The 16,640-nt window shown below is 57.1% G+C and carries 15 protein-coding genes; 5 read left to right on the forward strand and 10 right to left on the reverse strand.

Features of this window, described 5'->3' with window-relative positions:
- Window positions 1-260 precede the first annotated feature (260 nt).
- The 4 genes from K3727_03670 to K3727_03685 form a co-directional block, all read right to left on the reverse strand.
- On the reverse strand, window positions 261-2,672 hold the full coding sequence (locus K3727_03670; protein UWQ91911.1) for an FAD-dependent oxidoreductase: 2,412 nt from the start codon (window positions 2,670-2,672) through the stop codon (window positions 261-263).
- Window positions 2,673-2,697: 25 nt separating this feature from the next.
- A complete protein-coding gene (locus tag K3727_03675) occupies window positions 2,698-4,242 on the reverse strand; it encodes a trimethylamine methyltransferase family protein (protein ID UWQ91912.1) in 1,545 nt (514 codons plus the stop codon).
- A 91-nt stretch (window positions 4,243-4,333) separates the two neighbouring features.
- Entirely contained in the window at window positions 4,334-5,254 is a 921-nt protein-coding gene (locus K3727_03680) for a LysR family transcriptional regulator (GenBank protein UWQ91913.1), read from the reverse strand.
- 189 nt (window positions 5,255-5,443) lie between these two features.
- Complete coding sequence (locus K3727_03685) at window positions 5,444-6,331, reverse strand: LysR family transcriptional regulator (GenBank protein UWQ91914.1); 888 nt, start codon at window positions 6,329-6,331, stop codon at window positions 5,444-5,446.
- A gap of 514 nt (window positions 6,332-6,845) precedes the next feature.
- On the opposite strand from K3727_03685, the gene K3727_03690 reads away from it, so the two are divergent.
- From K3727_03690 to K3727_03710, 5 genes are all read left to right on the forward strand, one after another.
- A complete protein-coding gene (locus tag K3727_03690; protein UWQ91915.1) occupies window positions 6,846-7,193 on the forward strand; it encodes a hypothetical protein in 348 nt (115 codons plus the stop codon).
- A 98-nt stretch (window positions 7,194-7,291) separates the two neighbouring features.
- On the forward strand, window positions 7,292-7,723 hold the full coding sequence (locus tag K3727_03695) for a cytochrome c (GenBank protein UWQ91916.1): 432 nt from the start codon (window positions 7,292-7,294) through the stop codon (window positions 7,721-7,723).
- 10 nt (window positions 7,724-7,733) lie between these two features.
- On the forward strand, window positions 7,734-8,075 hold the full coding sequence (locus K3727_03700) for a copper resistance protein CopC (GenBank protein ID UWQ91917.1): 342 nt from the start codon (window positions 7,734-7,736) through the stop codon (window positions 8,073-8,075).
- Between the two features lie 2 nt (window positions 8,076-8,077).
- A complete protein-coding gene (locus K3727_03705; protein ID UWQ91918.1) occupies window positions 8,078-8,944 on the forward strand; it encodes a CopD family protein in 867 nt (288 codons plus the stop codon).
- Window positions 8,945-8,952: 8 nt separating this feature from the next.
- Window positions 8,953-10,263 (forward strand): multicopper oxidase family protein, encoded by a 1,311-nt coding sequence (locus K3727_03710; protein UWQ91919.1) that lies wholly within the window; start codon window positions 8,953-8,955, stop codon window positions 10,261-10,263.
- 398 nt (window positions 10,264-10,661) lie between these two features.
- Here K3727_03710 and K3727_03715 read toward each other — a convergent pair whose 3' ends face one another.
- The 6 genes from K3727_03715 to K3727_03740 all read right to left on the reverse strand — a co-directional run bounded on the left by K3727_03715 (window position 10,662) and on the right by K3727_03740 (window position 16,573).
- Window positions 10,662-10,907, reverse strand: coding sequence for an acyl carrier protein (locus tag K3727_03715; GenBank protein UWQ91920.1), 246 nt, complete (start codon window positions 10,905-10,907; stop codon window positions 10,662-10,664).
- Complete coding sequence (locus K3727_03720) at window positions 10,897-12,306, reverse strand: acyl--CoA ligase (GenBank protein ID UWQ91921.1); 1,410 nt, start codon at window positions 12,304-12,306, stop codon at window positions 10,897-10,899. Before K3727_03720 ends, K3727_03715 begins: the two co-directional genes overlap by 11 nt.
- Window positions 12,306-13,277 carry a hypothetical protein gene (locus tag K3727_03725; protein UWQ91922.1) on the reverse strand — a complete coding sequence of 324 codons (972 nt, stop codon included), beginning with the start codon at window positions 13,275-13,277 and terminating at the stop codon, window positions 12,306-12,308. Before K3727_03725 ends, K3727_03720 begins: the two co-directional genes overlap by 1 nt.
- 458 nt (window positions 13,278-13,735) lie before the next feature.
- A complete protein-coding gene (locus K3727_03730) occupies window positions 13,736-14,743 on the reverse strand; it encodes a hypothetical protein (GenBank protein ID UWQ91923.1) in 1,008 nt (335 codons plus the stop codon).
- 89 nt (window positions 14,744-14,832) lie between these two features.
- The gene (locus K3727_03735; protein UWQ91924.1) at window positions 14,833-15,639 is read right to left on the reverse strand and encodes an ABC transporter permease subunit; all 807 of its coding nucleotides are present in this window, start codon (window positions 15,637-15,639) and stop codon (window positions 14,833-14,835) included.
- A 49-nt stretch (window positions 15,640-15,688) separates the two neighbouring features.
- The gene (locus K3727_03740) at window positions 15,689-16,573 is read right to left on the reverse strand and encodes an ABC transporter permease subunit (GenBank protein UWQ91925.1); all 885 of its coding nucleotides are present in this window, start codon (window positions 16,571-16,573) and stop codon (window positions 15,689-15,691) included.
- Window positions 16,574-16,640: the final 67 nt, after the last annotated feature.

Consider the following 16,640-nt stretch of genomic DNA (forward strand, 5'->3'; position numbering starts at 1 on the left):
GAATTTTGCTAAGATCAACCTGTATACAGATTGTCTGGACCATAATTTTACCTTCGGCCAAGCTTGTTGCGCGTCGGTTTCTATGTGGTTCGATTGCGAGGTGAATGTGGAGAGCCAGCGAATGTTGAACGTGACACCGCCACATCGTGATTTCATCCCGTGACACCATGACGTCACCGTGTAGCGATATCTAGGTCATGCCCTTTGGTGACGATGGAGTGGATATCGCCAACCAAGCCACGTGGTCAAACTCTGTCAGATCAGGCTTTTTGTCGCGCATTGGTCGGATCCCAGACCGGCGCGCCATGTAAGGTGAACGCCCGGCGTTCTCCCAGTATCATCACCTCAAGGCCGTCGCTGCATTTGGGATCGATATAGGCAAAAGCCAGGCTTTTTCCTGTGGCATGACCGTAACCGCCAGACGTGCAGACACCGACTACAGTTTCTCCTTGCATGACCGCCTCGCCGCCATAGATGTCACAATCGGTGGCCGCGACTTCGCCGTAAACCAATTTGGTCGTGATGCCCTGTCGTCGCACCGCCTCTGTCGCCGCACGGCCTTTGAAGGCGCCTTTGGTCGGGGCGTAGAACCGGGTGCAATCGGCCTCGATCAGGGTGATTTCATTGGTCAGCTCAGATGCGTACCCGCGATACCCCTTTTCCATACGCAGCGAATTCACCGCCTGAATGCCGAAATCGGCAATGCCATGTGCGGCACCTTTGGTCCAGATTGCATCGTATAGCTGCGCCAACTCTGTCATCGGCACATGAAGCTCCCAGCCCAGTTCCCCCACATAATTGACCCGCAAGGCACGTACTGGAATCCCGGCGATTTCAATTTCTTGCCCGGTGAGCCAGCGGAATGAAGCATTGGTTAGATCCGCATCCGCCAGCGGAGCCAGGACATCACGTGCGCACGGGCCGGCCACAACCAACATGCCAAAATCATCGGTGACATTCCGGATGGTCACGTCATCACTTTTGGCCATGGTCAGTTGATCCAGAACCACCTGTTCGGCACCGGCCCCCGACAGGACATAGAACCGATCGTCACCAAGACGCGTGATGGTCCATTCACCTTCGATCCGACCGCCGTCGGACAGAACATGGCTCAGGGAGATGCCGCCCATGCGTTTGGGCAATGTGTTGGCCGTCAAATGGTCCAGCAGTGTCTCGGCCCCGATGCCAGTCACCTCGAATTTGGCAAAACTCGACAGATCCATGATGCCGACGCGATCCCGCACGGCCCGGCATTCTGCGGCGACCAGATCAAAGACAGAGTTGCGGCGGTATTGCAGTTTCTCTTCGAACCCGTCGGGTGCAAAATATTTTGGGCGTTCCCAGCCGTACACTTCTGTAAAGACGGCACCCTTGGCCCTGAGCCGATCGAACAGGGGCGTGATGCGGTTTGGTCGCCCGGCCTGGACTTCACGGCCGGGCAGGGGCGTTTCAAACATGTTTTCATAGTCGTCAAAGCTTTTGGCGCGGGTATATTCCGGATCGGCGTAGGTCCCAAAACGGCGCGGATCGACACAGTGCATGTTGATTTCGGCGTCACCATGCACCATCCATTGCGCTAGGTATTTCCCGGTGCCCGCCCCCTGCGCAATGCCAATTGCAGCTCCGCAGCATTGCCAGAAATTGCGCAACCCCGGCGTGGGGCCGACCAGTGGATTGCCATCTGGCGTGTGGGGGATCGCACCATTGATGATCCGTTTGATCCCGGCATTGGCAAAGATCGGCATCCGTTCCAGCGCTTTTTCCAGCCATGGCGCTATCCGGTCTATGTCTCCTTCGAACAGCTCATTTTCGCTATGCCATTCGGGAAACCCGCCACGTCCAGTCCAGGCTTCGCGGCTGCCATAGTGTTCATAGATGCCGACGAGGCCTGCATTCTGTTCCTGACGGTAATACCCCGCTGTGGCGGGATCTCGCATGACGGGCAGTTCACGGTCTGATCCTTTGAACTCTTCCAAAGGTTCGGTGACCAGGTATTGATGTTCCATGTTGGTGATCGGAGTTTCCACGCCAACCCATTTCCCCACCTCGCGCGCATAACACCCGGCGGCATTCACGACATGTTCGGCCCGAATGTTGCCGGTGTCCGTCACCACCTCGAATTCACCGGATGCCAGAACGTTGATGTCCGTGACCCGGGTACGGCGGATGATGGTGGCCCCCATCTGGCGGGCACCAGCGGCCATGGCGTTGCAGGCACTGGACGGGTCCACATGGCCGTCCATGTTGGTATAGGCCCCGGCCAGAATGCCATCGGTTTTGATCCAGGGATTCAATTCCTTGATCCGGTCAGGACCTATGACTTCCATGTGGAAACCGACATTGGCCGAGAACCCGGCCACATGGGCGAACCAATCCACCTCTTCCTGTGTGGTTGCCAGTCGGATACCGCCGCAGCCATGCCAACCGGCAGGCTGCCCGGTGATTTCCTCCAACCTGGGATAGAGCGTGTTCGAATAATGGTGGATCTTGGCCATATTGTAGTTGCTGATAAAGCTGGGGCACTGCCCTGCCGCGTGCCAGGTCGAGCCCGAAGTCAGTTCGCCCTTTTCGATCAGCACCACGTCTGACCAACCCTCTTCGGCCAGGTGATAGGCGAGACCTACCCCCATCATGCCGCCGCCAACGATCACTACTTTTGCCCGAGATTGCATGATGAATTCCTTTCTTTGACGGGTGTTACCAGACGCCGTTTCCGGGGCGCATGCGCGCCTTGGGCAGAATGATGTTGAAGGTGTCGCGCAGCTGTGTGTCGACAGCTTCGGGGATGTGGCTGGGATAATGTTCGCTGAGCACCCTGCGCACGGTATCGCGCGCGACGTCCCGAGCATCGCGTGCACCGGCCTCTTCCCATTCGCTGATGCTGCGGCGGTCGGCTATGTCGGGATAGAGATAGTCGGTTTTCATCCGCTCAAAGGTCTGCGGGTGGCCCAGATAGTGGCCTTCGCCCATCACGACATCACGGATCACGTCAAAGTTGAGTGTATCCTCGGTTACTTCTACCCCTTTGACCGTGCGCAGGATCGCCCCCAACAGGTCATTGTCGAGCACATAGCTTTCCAGGCTCGTGCCCATCAGCGATCCCTGCATTCCGGCGGATTCATGTATCATCGACGCCCCTGCATGGGCCGCGAGAGAGATGGTATATCCTTTTTCGCCGCCTGCCTGCATATCGGGGAGCTTGCTGTCGGTCATTCCCGCGGGCACAGAATTGGGCAGGTCGTAAAACCCAGCCATTTGCGCGCAGGCTGCAGATAGCAACGCCTGTTCACCAGAGCCGCCGGACATCGCGCCGGTCCGCAGGTCGGAAACAAAGGGCCAGGTGGCAAAGATTGCCCGGCAATTGGGGTCGATTACGTTGCACAGAACCAGCCCGGCCAGCACCTCGGCACAGGCCTGGGCGACGGCCCCGGCCAGGGCGGCAGGGGCGGTTGCGCCTGCCTGACCAGCGGCGACCAAAAGGATCGGCATCCCTGCAACAACAGCGGCTTCCAGCGCATCGCAGCTTTCGGTGGCGAACCGCATGGGGGGCACGACATGACAACAGACTGCAGTGCAAAACGGCCGCTTCCGGAATTCACCCGCCCCCCCGGCAACGGCATCCAGCATCGGAATCACGGCCTTGACGCTGGCCGCATCTGTATAGCTGACGGCTATGGATTTGGTGGTTCCGGCCAGGCAGGCGTAGGTGGTATTAATATCCAGGTCCAAAACCGATTTGGCATCACGTGCGACAATCGAACGATGGTACCAATGCACATTGTCCAACCGATCCACCAATCGCGCCACGTCATAGAGATCCGCAACTGTGCTTTCGCGATATTTTCCGGTGTCAAAGTCCATGATTGTTGGAGCAGCACCGCCTGTCCCCGCGTGAACCCGTTTGCCGCCGATTTCCAGATCGTGGCGCGGGTCAATCCCATGCAGGGTGAATTTGCGCCGGGTGCGAGCAATAACATCTTCGACCAGAGCACGCGGGAACCGTAGGCGGCCGTTTTCGTCAACCCAACATCCGGCCTCGATGGCGCGCGCCTCCAGGCTGGGGGTTATCTGGGACAGCCCCAGATCCTCGAGAAGCTTCAGGACCAGCGCGTGAACGCGTTCCAGATCAGGCTGGGTAAAGGGCTTGTATTGTCCTCCCTCCATTCCGGGCCGAATGGGCGGGGCAGGCTGAACAGCCGTTTTGTTTCGGCGGCTTGGTTTGCGTGTGGCGACGGCGGACATTCGGGAACCTCATGCGTATCATGGGGCTCATCTGGTGGTCTTTGTCGGTGTTTCTCAAACAGTCATTTTGAATGCAATGCATTCCCCCAGATCATGCGAAGAGCATTTGATTTTCGGCTTCGGACATTACCCAGCCAAAGAACTTGGCAATCGCAGGGTTGGAAACGGCCACCTGAGATGTGCCAACGTAATAGCTGTATCGGGTCTGCAATGGTATGCCAAAGGGGCAGATCAGCCGCCCGTCTTCGATCATCGGGTCTGTGATATAGCTCCACCCCAATGCCACCCCACGTCCGGCTTCGGCCGCTTGCAAAACCATCGGGTAACTGTTCAGACGAATGCCCCGGCGCACAGGTTGCCCCAAGACATCCTGTTGAACCAGCCAGACAGTCCAGTCGATCGCGCCCCAGATGTTGCCGCCGCCATCCAGATGCAAAAGGGTCTGGTCCAGAAAATCAGAAGCCTGTTTCAAGTCCGGATGGGCCAGCAGGTATTCTGGGCTGCACACCGGATAGACGGATTCGCCAAACAGTCTTTTGGTTGCGACGCCTTCCCAATTGCCATCGCCATACAAGATAGCAACATCCGCATCGCCCCGACACAGGTCGACCAACTGATCGGTTGCCAGAATGCGCAGGTCAATGTCGGGAAATTCTTCACTGAACCGCTCCAATCGCGGCATCAGCCAATAATAGGAAAAGGCGACAGAGGCCGCGACGGTGATTTGGGGTGTTTCAGAGGTTGCGCGCATCTGGTTCAGGCAAACCGAAATCTCGTCCAATCCCCGCGTGACCGCATCGAACAATCGACGGCCATCTGGGGTATGATCAATGGCACGATGCCTGCGTAGAAACAGGGGGCGACCAATGTCGGTCTCCAGATTTCTGATCTGCCTGCTGACAGCGCTTTGGGTCAGGCACAATTCATCCGCCGCCGCGGTAAAGCTCATCCGGCGGGACACGGCTTCGAATGTGTGGAGCTGAGACAAGTTTGGCAGAGCGTATTTTTTCAAGCAAACATCCCCGCAAGAAATGTGTCAGGCATCAAAAGTAAAAGGAAGATTATTGCCCAAAGTCAAAGGAAATTGACCACGGGCACAGACAGGTTGCGTTCGCCTGCCAGGCCACTGGGTATTGGGGCAGGAACGCCTGAACCGATTTTCAAGAATACAGGGCACTCAGGCTCGATCACATTTGGGAATTCACTTGAATATCGCTGCATAACGCGGGGCAAAGAATTTGATGAACGCTTTGATTTCGGGGCGTTTATAGGCCTGGGGGGCCGCGAGCAACATATGAGGTGCGGCGAGTTCCTTGATTTCATCGAAACAACGAACCAGCGTCCGGTCTGTTTCCATCAGTTTGACGTTGCTGATCCCCAGGCCGTGACCCGCCCGGATAGCGGCATGCATCAGCTCCAATTCGCTGAATGACATGACAATCTGATCCGGTGACACATGACGCACGAGCCATTCATGGAAAACATTTGGCACGTCGTCGCGTTCGAATGTCACAAATTTGTGGCCCGCCAATCTGTCGGGCGAACCTGGCAAGCCATATGTCTCGGCGTAGCTGTGCCCACCAAAAAGCGACCAACGGGCGGTGCTGATCTTGCGGCAGATAAGACGGTCGTCTGGTTCGGCTCTCACCAAACGCAAGGCGATGTCGGCTTCGTTCGCCAACAGATCCAGCGTCTTGACAGCAGGTAAGAATTCAAAGGTGACTTTTGGATGCAACGCTGAAAACTCGTTCACGATCGCAGTCATACGAGGAGAGAAATTCCCGGAATAGGCGGTGATGCGAATTGGCTGTACAGCGGTCAACTCCACAGCCTTCGCTTCGAAATCCAAGGCCGCTTTTTCAAGCGCTTCGGCCAATGGCATGAGAAGGCGCGCATGTTCTGTCGGGCGAAAACCGCGAGTATCCCGTTCGAACAGGATCAGTCCGGTCTCGCTCTCAAGCGCTGCGATACGCCGCGCGACTGTCGGTTGAGCAAGTCCCAGTTTGTTTGACGCCGCCAGCGTCGATCCTTCCCTAACAACCATCAGAAAGAACCGAACGTCCGACCAGCTGCGAAATCCGTTCTTCATTTTTGTAGAATGGCACAATGGCTGGTGCGATACCACAAACGTCTGCAGGCAGGTATTCTGGGGGCCATATCATCAAATTTGAAGGGAGCCGGTCATGTTGTCGTTTGCAGTCTCTTTCCCCGTAGCCTGGACCCGGATGCATGCAATTCGCGAAAAGCTCGCCCTCTTCCCCTGTGTCCCGCACAGATCAGAGCATGATCCGGAGGATGCGCGCCACAGGCGTGCATTCATTCAGGAAATGATGAACAGAAACCCGGATGCGTTCCAAAGTGATTTGGACGTTCAAAGCATGATGCAATCCTACCCCGACTGGGTCTGATGGAGTGGCGCAGATCCTTGAACCTGTCCCAACACAAGTTCCAATATGCTTGGGCAGGATCAGCTCAAAACTCTGGCAGAAGGATACTGACCTGGTTTCCGTCAGTGACCGACTGGTTTGGTGATCTGCCTTGTCCCGAGACCGCATTCCACCTAAGTTGTGGCAATGGCTCATGTGAAAAGTCTGATCTCTGTGATGTCTCTTGTTGTCTTGGTCCTGTTGACAGGGCTGGGCAACACAGCACATGCATGGGCGAATGAATGTGTCGCAGGCCATTGTGACACGCATATGCATTTGCAAAGTGCGCCAGATCATGCCGAGAGCGCCGAACAGCTCAATGATGCCGAGGCCAATGACCCAAATGGCGGATCCGATCCCAGCAAGTCGGCAGAATGCGGCGCGCTCCAATGCGCAGCGCTGATGGTCCTGCCCCAGGCCTTTGCCAATGTTGCCGTTCGGCTTGATGCTGCACTGGTCTGGCAGCAGGCCCGGTCCTGGACGCCTGCGCGATTGGCCACTCCGACCAGACCACCTAACGCTTGAAATTGATATCTGACGTCACCTTCCAACAAGGTGGGCGATTTGAAATGGTTGCACAATTTGATGCGATCAAATCCAGTTTCAATTGGTTAGGATCCAAAATGAACCCCAAAATCATCACACTCGGCGTTTGTGCAGGAGCGGCTGTGGCTGCATTTGTATTTCTGAAAACAGGAGCACCCGAACACACCGCCGCGATACCTGTCGTTGCTGGCGATGCCATGGTTTCCGTGCAAATTCCTCCGCTCGAGGGCACCGCGGCGATCGGACAAAGCATCTTTGAAAATACCTGCGCGGCGTGTCATGGTGAAAATGCGGCCGGGATCCAGAATGTAGCTCCGCCGTTGGTGCATATCATCTATGAGCCTGGCCACCACGGCGACGAGGCTTTTCAACGGGCTGTCGCTGGGGGTGTCAAAAGCCACCATTGGCAATTTGGCGATATGCCACCTGTAGTGGGGTTGACCCGGGGTGATGTGGCTATGGTCATTGACTATGTTCGCACCTTGCAACGTGCCAACGGAATTGAATGAGGAAGTGCTCATGAAGTATTTTGCAATCGGTGCTGTTTTTACCATTCTGGTGACAGGTGCATCTGCCCATTCTAAAATTGAAACCACGATTCCGGCAGATGGTGCCGTTCTGGCGAGCGCTCCTGCCGAGATCGACCTGACCTTTGGCAAGGATATCCGTCTGACGCGGGTCGTGCTGAGCCATCAGGACGGAGCAGCGGTGCCGTTGGACCTGGGCAGTCAAACCCAATTTGGACGTGGTTTCACCGTGCCCCTCCAGAGCCTGGGCCAGGGCGTCTATCGCATCGAATGGCGCGGGCTGGGCATGGATGGGCACGCCATGACGGGCACTTTTACCTTTGCGGTGGAATAGCCATGCCGGACATATGGAGTATGGCCGCAATCATGGCCAAGCTGGCGCTGTACATCGGGGTGACCGGGGCGTTGGGTTTGGTGCTGATTGGTGCCGTCTTTGCAGGTTCAGTCGCGCCCATCCGCAATCGGATGCGGATGCAAGCCGGTGGTTTGGCGGCGCTCGCGCTTGTCGCGGCGATGGCGGGTTTCATGCTGCGCGGTGCGGCGCTTACTGGTGGTGCAGGGGGGATGATTGACCCTGAAATGCTGGGTTTGCTGTGGTCAACGCCAGTTGGAGATGCATTGGCGTATCGGATTGCCGGAAGTCTCCTGATGCTTGGTGGGTTGTTTGTGCCGCATGTTGGAATGTGGATTGCGTTGGCGGGCGGGGGGCTGGCGTTGTGGTCCTTTACCCAGATAGGGCATGTGCCCGATGCTGGTCAGTTGGGTATCCGTCTCACGCTGTTTGCGCACCTGCTAGGGGTTTCTTTCTGGTTTGGTGTGCTGGGTCCGTTGCATCACCTGTGCCGTCATCACGACCATCTGGAGCGCGCCGCCCGGCTTGGGCATCTCTTTGGTCAGGTCGCATCGGTCGTCGTACCGGTTCTGTTTCTGGCGGGCCTATGGATGGTGTGGCGCGTGCTGGGAGACCTGTCGATGCTGATCACGTCCGGCTATGGGCTGACCCTGTTGATCAAGCTGGCATTGGTTGGGGTGGTATTGGCTTTTGCCGCGGCCAACAAATTGCGGCTTGTTCCCGCGATGTTGGCGGCACAGCCAAAGGCTGCGGACCGGATGGCCCGGTCCGTTCAAATTGAAACGGGCGTCATTCTTGCCATTCTGGCGACAACCGCGACGCTGACCAGCGTTCTGACACTTCCAACATGAGGGCCAACATGAAAAGACGACATTTTCTGGGAGCTTTGACCGGAGCGGCAGTTGCCCCGCGGATCAGTTGGGCCGGGGTACGGGTTGAATTGGTGGCACACCCGGTCGAGGCCCAAATTCTGTTTGACGATTTCCCGCCGACGCCCATGCTGGGGTTCAACGGGACGACACCCGGTCCGGCGCTGCGTGTTCGACAGGGAGATTTCCTGGATCTTCTGTTCCGAAACCAAATCAAGGACGGATCGGCGGTGCACTGGCATGGGGTGCGCTCTGATAACGCGATGGATGGAGTGCCGGGGTTAACGCAAGACATTGTCGAACCGGGCGCGGAATTTGCCTATCGCCTGCGGGTCCCGGATGCGGGCACCTTTTGGTATCATTCCCACAACCGATCTTGGGAACAGGTGGCCAAGGGCCTGTACGGCCCGCTGATCGTCGAAGAGACATCGCCGCCCGATGTCGATCACGAACTGATCGTCCTGATCGACGATTGGCGGATGACGGAGGAAGGCGCATTGGCTCCCGGGTTCGACAACAGGCACGATCAGGCGCATCAGGGGCGGTTGGGAAATTTTGCCCGGGCGTTGATTGATCCTGACAGTCCAGTGCGCCGCGGCGACCGTCTGCGTCTGCGATTGATCAACGTGGCCACCGATCGGATTTTCCCGATCGACCTGGGGGGGCTTGAGGGCAAAATTGTTGCGCTGGACGGAATGCCGTTGCCAACGCCACAGCCAATAACGGACGTTGTTCTTGCTCCGGCACAACGGGTGGACATCATTGCAGATGTCACGGCAACGAACCGGGTCACGTTCGATTTTCCGGTGAGCGACGGCCCTTATGCGTTGGGTGAGATCCTGGTTGACGGCGAGAACACTAACAGGCGTTCCGGTCGGATCACAGCTTTGCCGCCCAATAGGATGCCGACCCCGGATCTGGAACAGATGGCTATTCTGCAGCTGAACATGCAGGGAGGGGCCATGAGTTCAGCGATGAGGTCGCAGACTGATATCTGGGCGTTCAATGGGCAATCAGGTTTGACCAATATACCGTTTCACCGGTTTGAGCGTGGGCAGACCGCGCGCATAACCTTGATGAATGACACCCGGTTTGCCCATGGGATCCACCTGCACGGGCATCACTTTTTCGAATTGAACGACGCCGGGGATCTGGGTGCATTCCGAGACACCACATTGGTCAATCCAGGCGAAAAACGCGATATCCTGTGCGTGTTCGACAACCCGGGAAAATGGCTGCTGCATTGTCACATGCTGGGACATCAGGCGGCGGGCATGAAGACCTGGATCGACGTGGCATAACCAGTCGGTTCATTGACCGGGTGAAACTGAAATATCCGGCGCAGGCCGCACCGACGCGGGAGACCTAATTCGGGCAGATCAGAACGCAGGAGTGGCGGTTATTATATGCGCCAGTAAGACACTGCACAAATCGCGCAGTGTGTGTGGGAGAGTTTGTTTCGCGGAGAATTGAGAGATGAGAATACCGCTGCTGCGGGGAGGCTGTTGGCTGACCTTTCAACCCGAGAAATGGCGCCCGTGAAATTCAGACGGCCGGTATGGCCGGAAAAGTTATGAATTTCTGTGCTCATTCCCCCCGTGGTGCCATAGCCGGCACGCCACAGGAGCTGGTGCAAACCTGCCTGAACGTGGTGAACAGGCCCGGAGACTTAGCCCTGACGCCCATTCACCTGATCGGATCAGCACGGATCGTTGGAGCCACACAAATCAGCAATGGCCCCCGTCAGCGCAGGGATTGTTGGGTGATCCAACAACAGCCAGCCGGGCAGCTCGACAGCCAATGTTTCGGATAGGGTTACGATCACTTGTTCAGACGCAAGAGAATCGCCGCCCGCATCAAAAAAGTCGGTCGTATTGTCCACTTCAACGTCCAACGCTGTGGCGAAAGCGGTACGAACCAGTTTGGCTATTGAATCACGATGCATGGGGCATGTCTGCATTGAGAGGGAAGACCAAGTCTGTGAGACCTTTGAGGTCGATCTTGCCGCCCACGTTCAAGGGGATGGAGGGCCGGATCTGGATGTGATCAGGAAACTCGCTTGCGGGGAGCAAAATACGTAAATCTCGAGTGATTTTGTTGGTGTCTGTTATCTTGCTTTGAACAATCAGATGAATTTCATCTCCGCCGTCTGCGTCAGGCTGGGTCAGAACCGCGGCCTCTTCGATACCTGCCAAACGCAGTGCGGCCATGGTGATGCGCTCGGCGGGAAAATTGACGCCTTTGCGGCTCAGCAAACCTTCCTCTCGCCCCGTGATATGCAGGTACCCATCGTCGTCGAGCCATCCCATGTCGCCGGGGCAGGCATCCTCAACTTGGTCGGACGAGACATGAACGCGGCCGATTTCATTGCGTGTACATACCCGGTCTCCTGATCTGATGCTGACGTGCACCCCGTCGAACGGTTTCCCACAGGAGGTTGGGCGTTCCAGAATTTCACGCCCTTGAATGACGCAGATCGCGCCAAAACCAACGGCGCTATAGGTCATGCGAAAATTGGGGCTCAGGCGCGTCACGGTTGCGACCTTGTCATCGGGGGACGCAGGGCCGCCGACTGCGACCAGAAGCGCAAGTTGCGGGTACCGGGGAATGGAGCCAGACAGGGCCGTCAGACGACGCAGGGTGGACGGTGGCAAGCTGCAGTCCGACACATCTTCTCGCGTCAGCGCGGCGTCCAGCTCATCCAGCCGGTGCACAGGGTCCAAGGCGACGATGGGTTTACCGCTGGCCAAGTTGCGGAGGCACCGAAAGCAACTGGCGGAATAGGCCACTGATGTGGCGCAGAGCGACGCACCCTGCTCGGGAGTTGGCAAACGCGTTTTGTAATAGTCGATTGTCGCGCCCAGATTTATGCCTGACCTCGGGTGCAGCTTGGGCGCTCCGGTCGTGCCTGAACTGGAAAACCAGATCGCGGTTGCATCGCCAGCCGTCTCATGGATGTGTCGGGGTGCCTGCATGGGGGACGGGTGCATGTCCTGAACCAGCGTCTTAAATCCCCTAACCGGGCGGGTGCTGACGATAACCTTGGGGGTCAAACGATCCTGCCATTCAGTCAACCGGTTAGGCGGCGTGCGAAAGTCTACAAGACAACCGGCAGCCCCGATGATCCAGCACCCGATCAAAGTATCCAGCGCCGATAACGTATCGCTGGCGATGATCATGACAGTGTCACCAGGTTTGACCCCTGCACCATGCAGCATGGCCGAGCGTGCGTGGGCCCGCGCCAGAAATTCACCCCGGGAATACCATGTGTTGCGATGTTCGATCAAAGCGGCATTGGGGCGGTCCGCTAGGGTTGCCAGGATCATGTCGGCGGCCGTGGTCATCAGACAGGATCCACGTTTTCGTACCCGCCCACCATGGCCGTAGCCTCTGCCATGATCTCCTTGCCGCGCTGTGTCAGAACCGCATGTTGTTCGATCACGGCGTGGGCCGTTTGAAATCCGGTGATGGCCTGCGTTGCTTCCGTTTGCAGGGCGACGCGGGCATTCGGCCCCAATCCGTCCAATGGCGCATCAGACCTGATGAGATCCTGCAGAAAGGCCACCATCCGCGCCAGAACAAAGGCTGCGTGATAGACACCGTTCATGGGGCGGCCTTCTTGTCGCAAGGGGCTGCCATGGCGTTCGTCAGGGTCGTTGAGGGTGATTTCATCGTCCAGATAAGCGTAAAACAGTTTCAGATGGGAGCTTTCGTGTATCAGAGTCAGCATCTGGGGGAGCGGGTCGGCTCTGCCAATCGGGTTGACCAGAATACTACCCCAGGCCGCAAAGGCCGAAGCCCCGCCAAACCGGCCTGCGTTGCTCTGGGGCTGTGCGACAAGGATTGTTGAAACCAGGGTGTCGAATTCCCGCCACCAAAGCGGAAGATGTTGGCCAATCAGGGTGCGAACCTGGTCAAAGCCGGTATGGAACCGCGCAAGGTTCGCGCGATCCGGTGCCATTAATTGTGTGGTCAGTCCGATATCGTCGCAATAAGCCGATTGCAGCAGGTTTTTTTCGGATTCAGACAAGTCAGGGACCTGCCATGGGCAGACCCGCACCATGTCTGCCGCGGCGTTGGGGGCCAGGACGGCCCCGTGCTCGTCCACAAGACGACGGATTTCGCCGAGATCTCCGCGCTGCGCTGCCTCGCGCATCAGATTTTGCAGAGCGTGTGCCGCCGGGGCCCCGGAAAATCCGCCATTTGGTTGTGGCAGATCCAAAACTTCGACAACCAGATGTGTAAACGCCTGTTTCAGACGCATGTCGACATCAGAGGCCATAGCCGCCGTGTACCCAGGGTCAGGTTTCAGCATTGTTTACCCGACCGATTGGGTCAACGCGACCGTGTTGCAGAGCTGGGAGCGCCGGGTTCAACGTCGCCCACCTTGGCGGCACCAGCCGAAGGAACTTTAAGCGAAAGGAGTTTTTTCAGGTCGATTTTCATGAGCTTCTCCGGTCAACGGGTGTGATCAGTATTGCAGAATTCAAACACCGCACCTGGGTCTATTGAGTTTCAGAGTTTGGAATTTGCCAGAAAGCAACACAGTGGACACCGCGCCGACACAAAGCAGATGGCAGGGGATGCCAGGGCAACCCTCAGACTTATTTGGCAGATGCCTTCTTTGCAGGAGCTGCAGGCGCAGTTTCAAACCCTACTTTGGCATTTCCGGCTGAGGGGACTTTGAGCGACAGCAGTTTCGCTGGGTCGATTTTCATGGGGTTCTCCTTTTGCATTGAACCTGCCTCAGCAAATACGCAGAGCCGGTTCAGGTCAATCAAATTCCAAAGGTTGAAATTGGGAAAATGGCCAATCAATCGGTCCGTACCCGTGTTGGCACAACACTGGCCACAAAAGCCACGGACCGGGTTCGGAGGGGCGGGGGATGCAGAAATGGAGATCCGGCGCATTGATCGGGTCCAATACCCAGTCGGAATCACTGATCCGAAACAGGGATCCATCCCGTTTGCCCCACACAGGAACCAGGGCCAGTGACCCGTTTGAATGCGACCGGGGTGCCCGCAGCGTGACATTTTCGGGGGTATCGCTGAGAACGTGCCAGGTTTCCGGAGGCTGTGGTGCCGAATTGTGTTGCCGGGCGATGTCCGAGGGCACCACAGGTCCAGGATCGACAATGGCCCGGGCCAGGGACACGATGTTTTCGGGCTGGAAATACTGGGCGTGCTGCCCGTCAATCGGACTCCATTCACAGGATCCATACGCAATGGACCAATTTCTCAACGGTCCTTGGGTGCGGTCCGGCTGCGTCGAATAGAACGGATTTATTTTGGTGCTATCGCGTCCGAACAACAGGTGCACATGACCGGGATAGGGATATCGCACCTCTGCATCCAGAGTTACCAACCGCAACACCTGCCCCCCCAAGGCCTGCAGACACAGCGCCGTTCGATAGGCCAGGATGGCCGATTGGCAATTTCCACCGACAACGCAGGGAGATGTGCCAAAATGTCGAAACAAGTGTATTGCGAAATGTTCTGCCAGATCGTGGGCGACTGAAGAGTTTACCTTGGACGGGTCAATGACACCGTTCAGGGATCTCATTCCGGCAAGCGGCTGATCTGGACCTAGCGCAGCTGCGAGTTTTGGAAATTCGCGTTCGGTGTTGAAGCACCAGAATATGGGCACAGCAGTGCCTGATTCATTGGCCAGATGCACACAACCTGCGTCATCCAGAGAGGTTTGCGACCAGCTTCTGGTCAGAACCCGGTTGCGCCGCAAAACTGCGTCCAATCCGTCTTTCTGTTTTGGTGTATTCGTCATTTCGGCCTTTGTCAGTAATCCATGGCGCGGATCACACTCCAAGTGAGACAGCCCGCAGCCAGCCGCGAACGGTAAACGCGATGGCTGGATTATCGGATCAGATTCGGCCGAATACGCAGCTTGGCCTTGCGTTCCTGGGGCAGATGCCGGTTCAGGCGCTGATTAACCAGACCAAACACACCGACCACGATCAGCGTCAGCAGAATGAAATAGAACGCCAGGATCGGGTAGGGGATGAACGGGTTGAACGTCTTGTCCGCAAAATAGCTGGCGTAATACAGTGCATCGCCCTTTTGCCGCCAGCTGGGAAAGGCCGAAAAGAAAACCAGCGTCGTGGCATGAAACAGAAAAATCGCCTCGTTCGTATAGGCGGGCCATGCCAGCCGCATCATGGTCGGGAACACAACGCGTCGGAACCGGGTCCAGCCGCTCAGCCCATAAGCATCTGCGGCTTCGACGTCGCCTTTGGGGATAGAGCGCAACGCGCCGTAAAAGATCTCTCCCGAATAGGCGGCCGTGTTCAGGAACAGAACGATTAACGCCCCCAGCCAGGCCGAAGTGAACGCATCCAGAAACGGGTAGGATTGCTTCAACGACAGGAAGAAAAAATAGGCAAAGAAGAACTGGATGAACAGCGGCGAGCCACGGAAGATGAAGATGAACCATTCCGCCGGCTTGCGCAGCAGCGGATTGGAAGAGCCTTTGGCCACGGCCACCGCGACGGCCAGAAAGAAGCCGGTACATAGCGCCATCACACCAAAATAGATGTTCCAGATCATCCCCGAGCCGATCAGGGTGAAATGTTCGCACAGAGTATAGTCACCCTTGGGCAGCAACCGTTCGCCGATGCCGATCGCGCGCAGGCCATAATCCTGAATGGTTTGAATGCAGCTCATGGTCGGCCTCTTTGAACGGCTGGGCAGGGCATGCGGGGCAGGATGTTCATCACACGGCCGCCTTTCTCTGGGCTTCGCCACCGGTTGTGGCCTGCCCATGGGTCAGCTTGACCATAACCCGTTCCAGAACGATTTCCGAGATCCGGGTAAAGGCAAGGTAAAACACCAGCAGGAACAGGAAATACCAGATCCGCCAATCGCCATGTGGATAGTCGGTGAATTTGGCGTTCTTTGTGCCGCCCAATTCGCGGGCCCAATAGACGATGTCTTCGATGCCCAGTAGGAATAACAGCGGTGTCGCCTTGATCAGCACCATCCACAGGTTTGACAGGCCGGGCAGGGCAAAGACCCACATCTGTGGCACCAACACCCGCCAGAACGTCTGGCGTGGCGACATGCCATAAGCTTCGGCTGTTTCCAGCTGCGCCCGTGGGACCGCCCGCATGGCACCGTACAGCACATTGGCGGCAAAGGCACCAAACACGATGGCAAAGGTCAGAACCGCCAAAACAAAGGCATAGGTTTCGTGCATCCATTGCGGCGAGGTCGACAGGGGCATCTTGGCAATGTCACAGACGACAAAATCGCTGCCTTGGCGGATCGGTTGATCCCAATCAGGGCATTTGATCTTGTGTCGGATCCATTCGAACCCCTGGTCCAGCGCAATCACGAAGAACAGGAAAAAGGCAATGTCAGGTACGCCACGCACAATGGCGGTATAGCTTTTGCCAAGCCAGCGCAGCGGGGCAATGCGGGACCGGGCGGCGCTGGCGCCCGCAAATCCGAACATCAAAGCCGTCGGTGCAGTCACCGCCAGCAGTCCCAGAACCGTAAAGACCGAAATATAAAGGCCCGCGTGTTTACCCGTGGTCAGATAACAGCTGAGCCAACTTAGGCCTTCTAGCGTCGAAGGATCCGTACAATAGGAAAACATGGCCAGGCCTGTCCTCGTCTGTCTGCTCCGTCACGCGAGGCAGGTAGAGAATATGGATGGGTCCGCA

The sequence above is a fragment of the Rhodobacteraceae bacterium M382 genome (genome assembly GCA_025141015.1).
Classification (GTDB): Bacteria; Pseudomonadota; Alphaproteobacteria; order Rhodobacterales; family Rhodobacteraceae; genus Aliisedimentitalea; species Aliisedimentitalea scapharcae.

Bases quoted from the DNA above. Each gene is read 5' to 3' on its own strand.
- K3727_03685 (UWQ91914.1), bottom strand. From the start codon at position 6,331: ATGAAGAACGGATTTCGCAGCTGGTCGGACGTTCGGTTCTTTCTGATG.
- K3727_03670 (UWQ91911.1), bottom strand. From the start codon at position 2,672: ATGCAATCTCGGGCAAAAGTAGTGATCGTTGGCGGCGGCATGATGGGG.
- K3727_03710 (UWQ91919.1), top strand. From the start codon at position 8,953: ATGAAAAGACGACATTTTCTGGGAGCTTTGACCGGAGCGGCAGTTGCC.
- K3727_03725 (UWQ91922.1), bottom strand. From the start codon at position 13,277: ATGCTGAAACCTGACCCTGGGTACACGGCGGCTATGGCCTCTGATGTC.
- K3727_03720 (UWQ91921.1), bottom strand. From the start codon at position 12,306: ATGACCACGGCCGCCGACATGATCCTGGCAACCCTAGCGGACCGCCCC.
- K3727_03675 (UWQ91912.1), bottom strand. From the start codon at position 4,242: ATGTCCGCCGTCGCCACACGCAAACCAAGCCGCCGAAACAAAACGGCT.
- K3727_03740 (UWQ91925.1), bottom strand. From the start codon at position 16,573: ATGTTTTCCTATTGTACGGATCCTTCGACGCTAGAAGGCCTAAGTTGG.
- K3727_03700 (UWQ91917.1), top strand. From the start codon at position 7,734: ATGAAGTATTTTGCAATCGGTGCTGTTTTTACCATTCTGGTGACAGGT.
- K3727_03735 (UWQ91924.1), bottom strand. From the start codon at position 15,639: ATGAGCTGCATTCAAACCATTCAGGATTATGGCCTGCGCGCGATCGGC.
- K3727_03730 (UWQ91923.1), bottom strand. From the start codon at position 14,743: ATGACGAATACACCAAAACAGAAAGACGGATTGGACGCAGTTTTGCGG.
- K3727_03695 (UWQ91916.1), top strand. From the start codon at position 7,292: ATGAACCCCAAAATCATCACACTCGGCGTTTGTGCAGGAGCGGCTGTG.
- K3727_03690 (UWQ91915.1), top strand. From the start codon at position 6,846: ATGTCTCTTGTTGTCTTGGTCCTGTTGACAGGGCTGGGCAACACAGCA.
- K3727_03705 (UWQ91918.1), top strand. From the start codon at position 8,078: ATGCCGGACATATGGAGTATGGCCGCAATCATGGCCAAGCTGGCGCTG.
- K3727_03715 (UWQ91920.1), bottom strand. From the start codon at position 10,907: ATGCATCGTGATTCAATAGCCAAACTGGTTCGTACCGCTTTCGCCACA.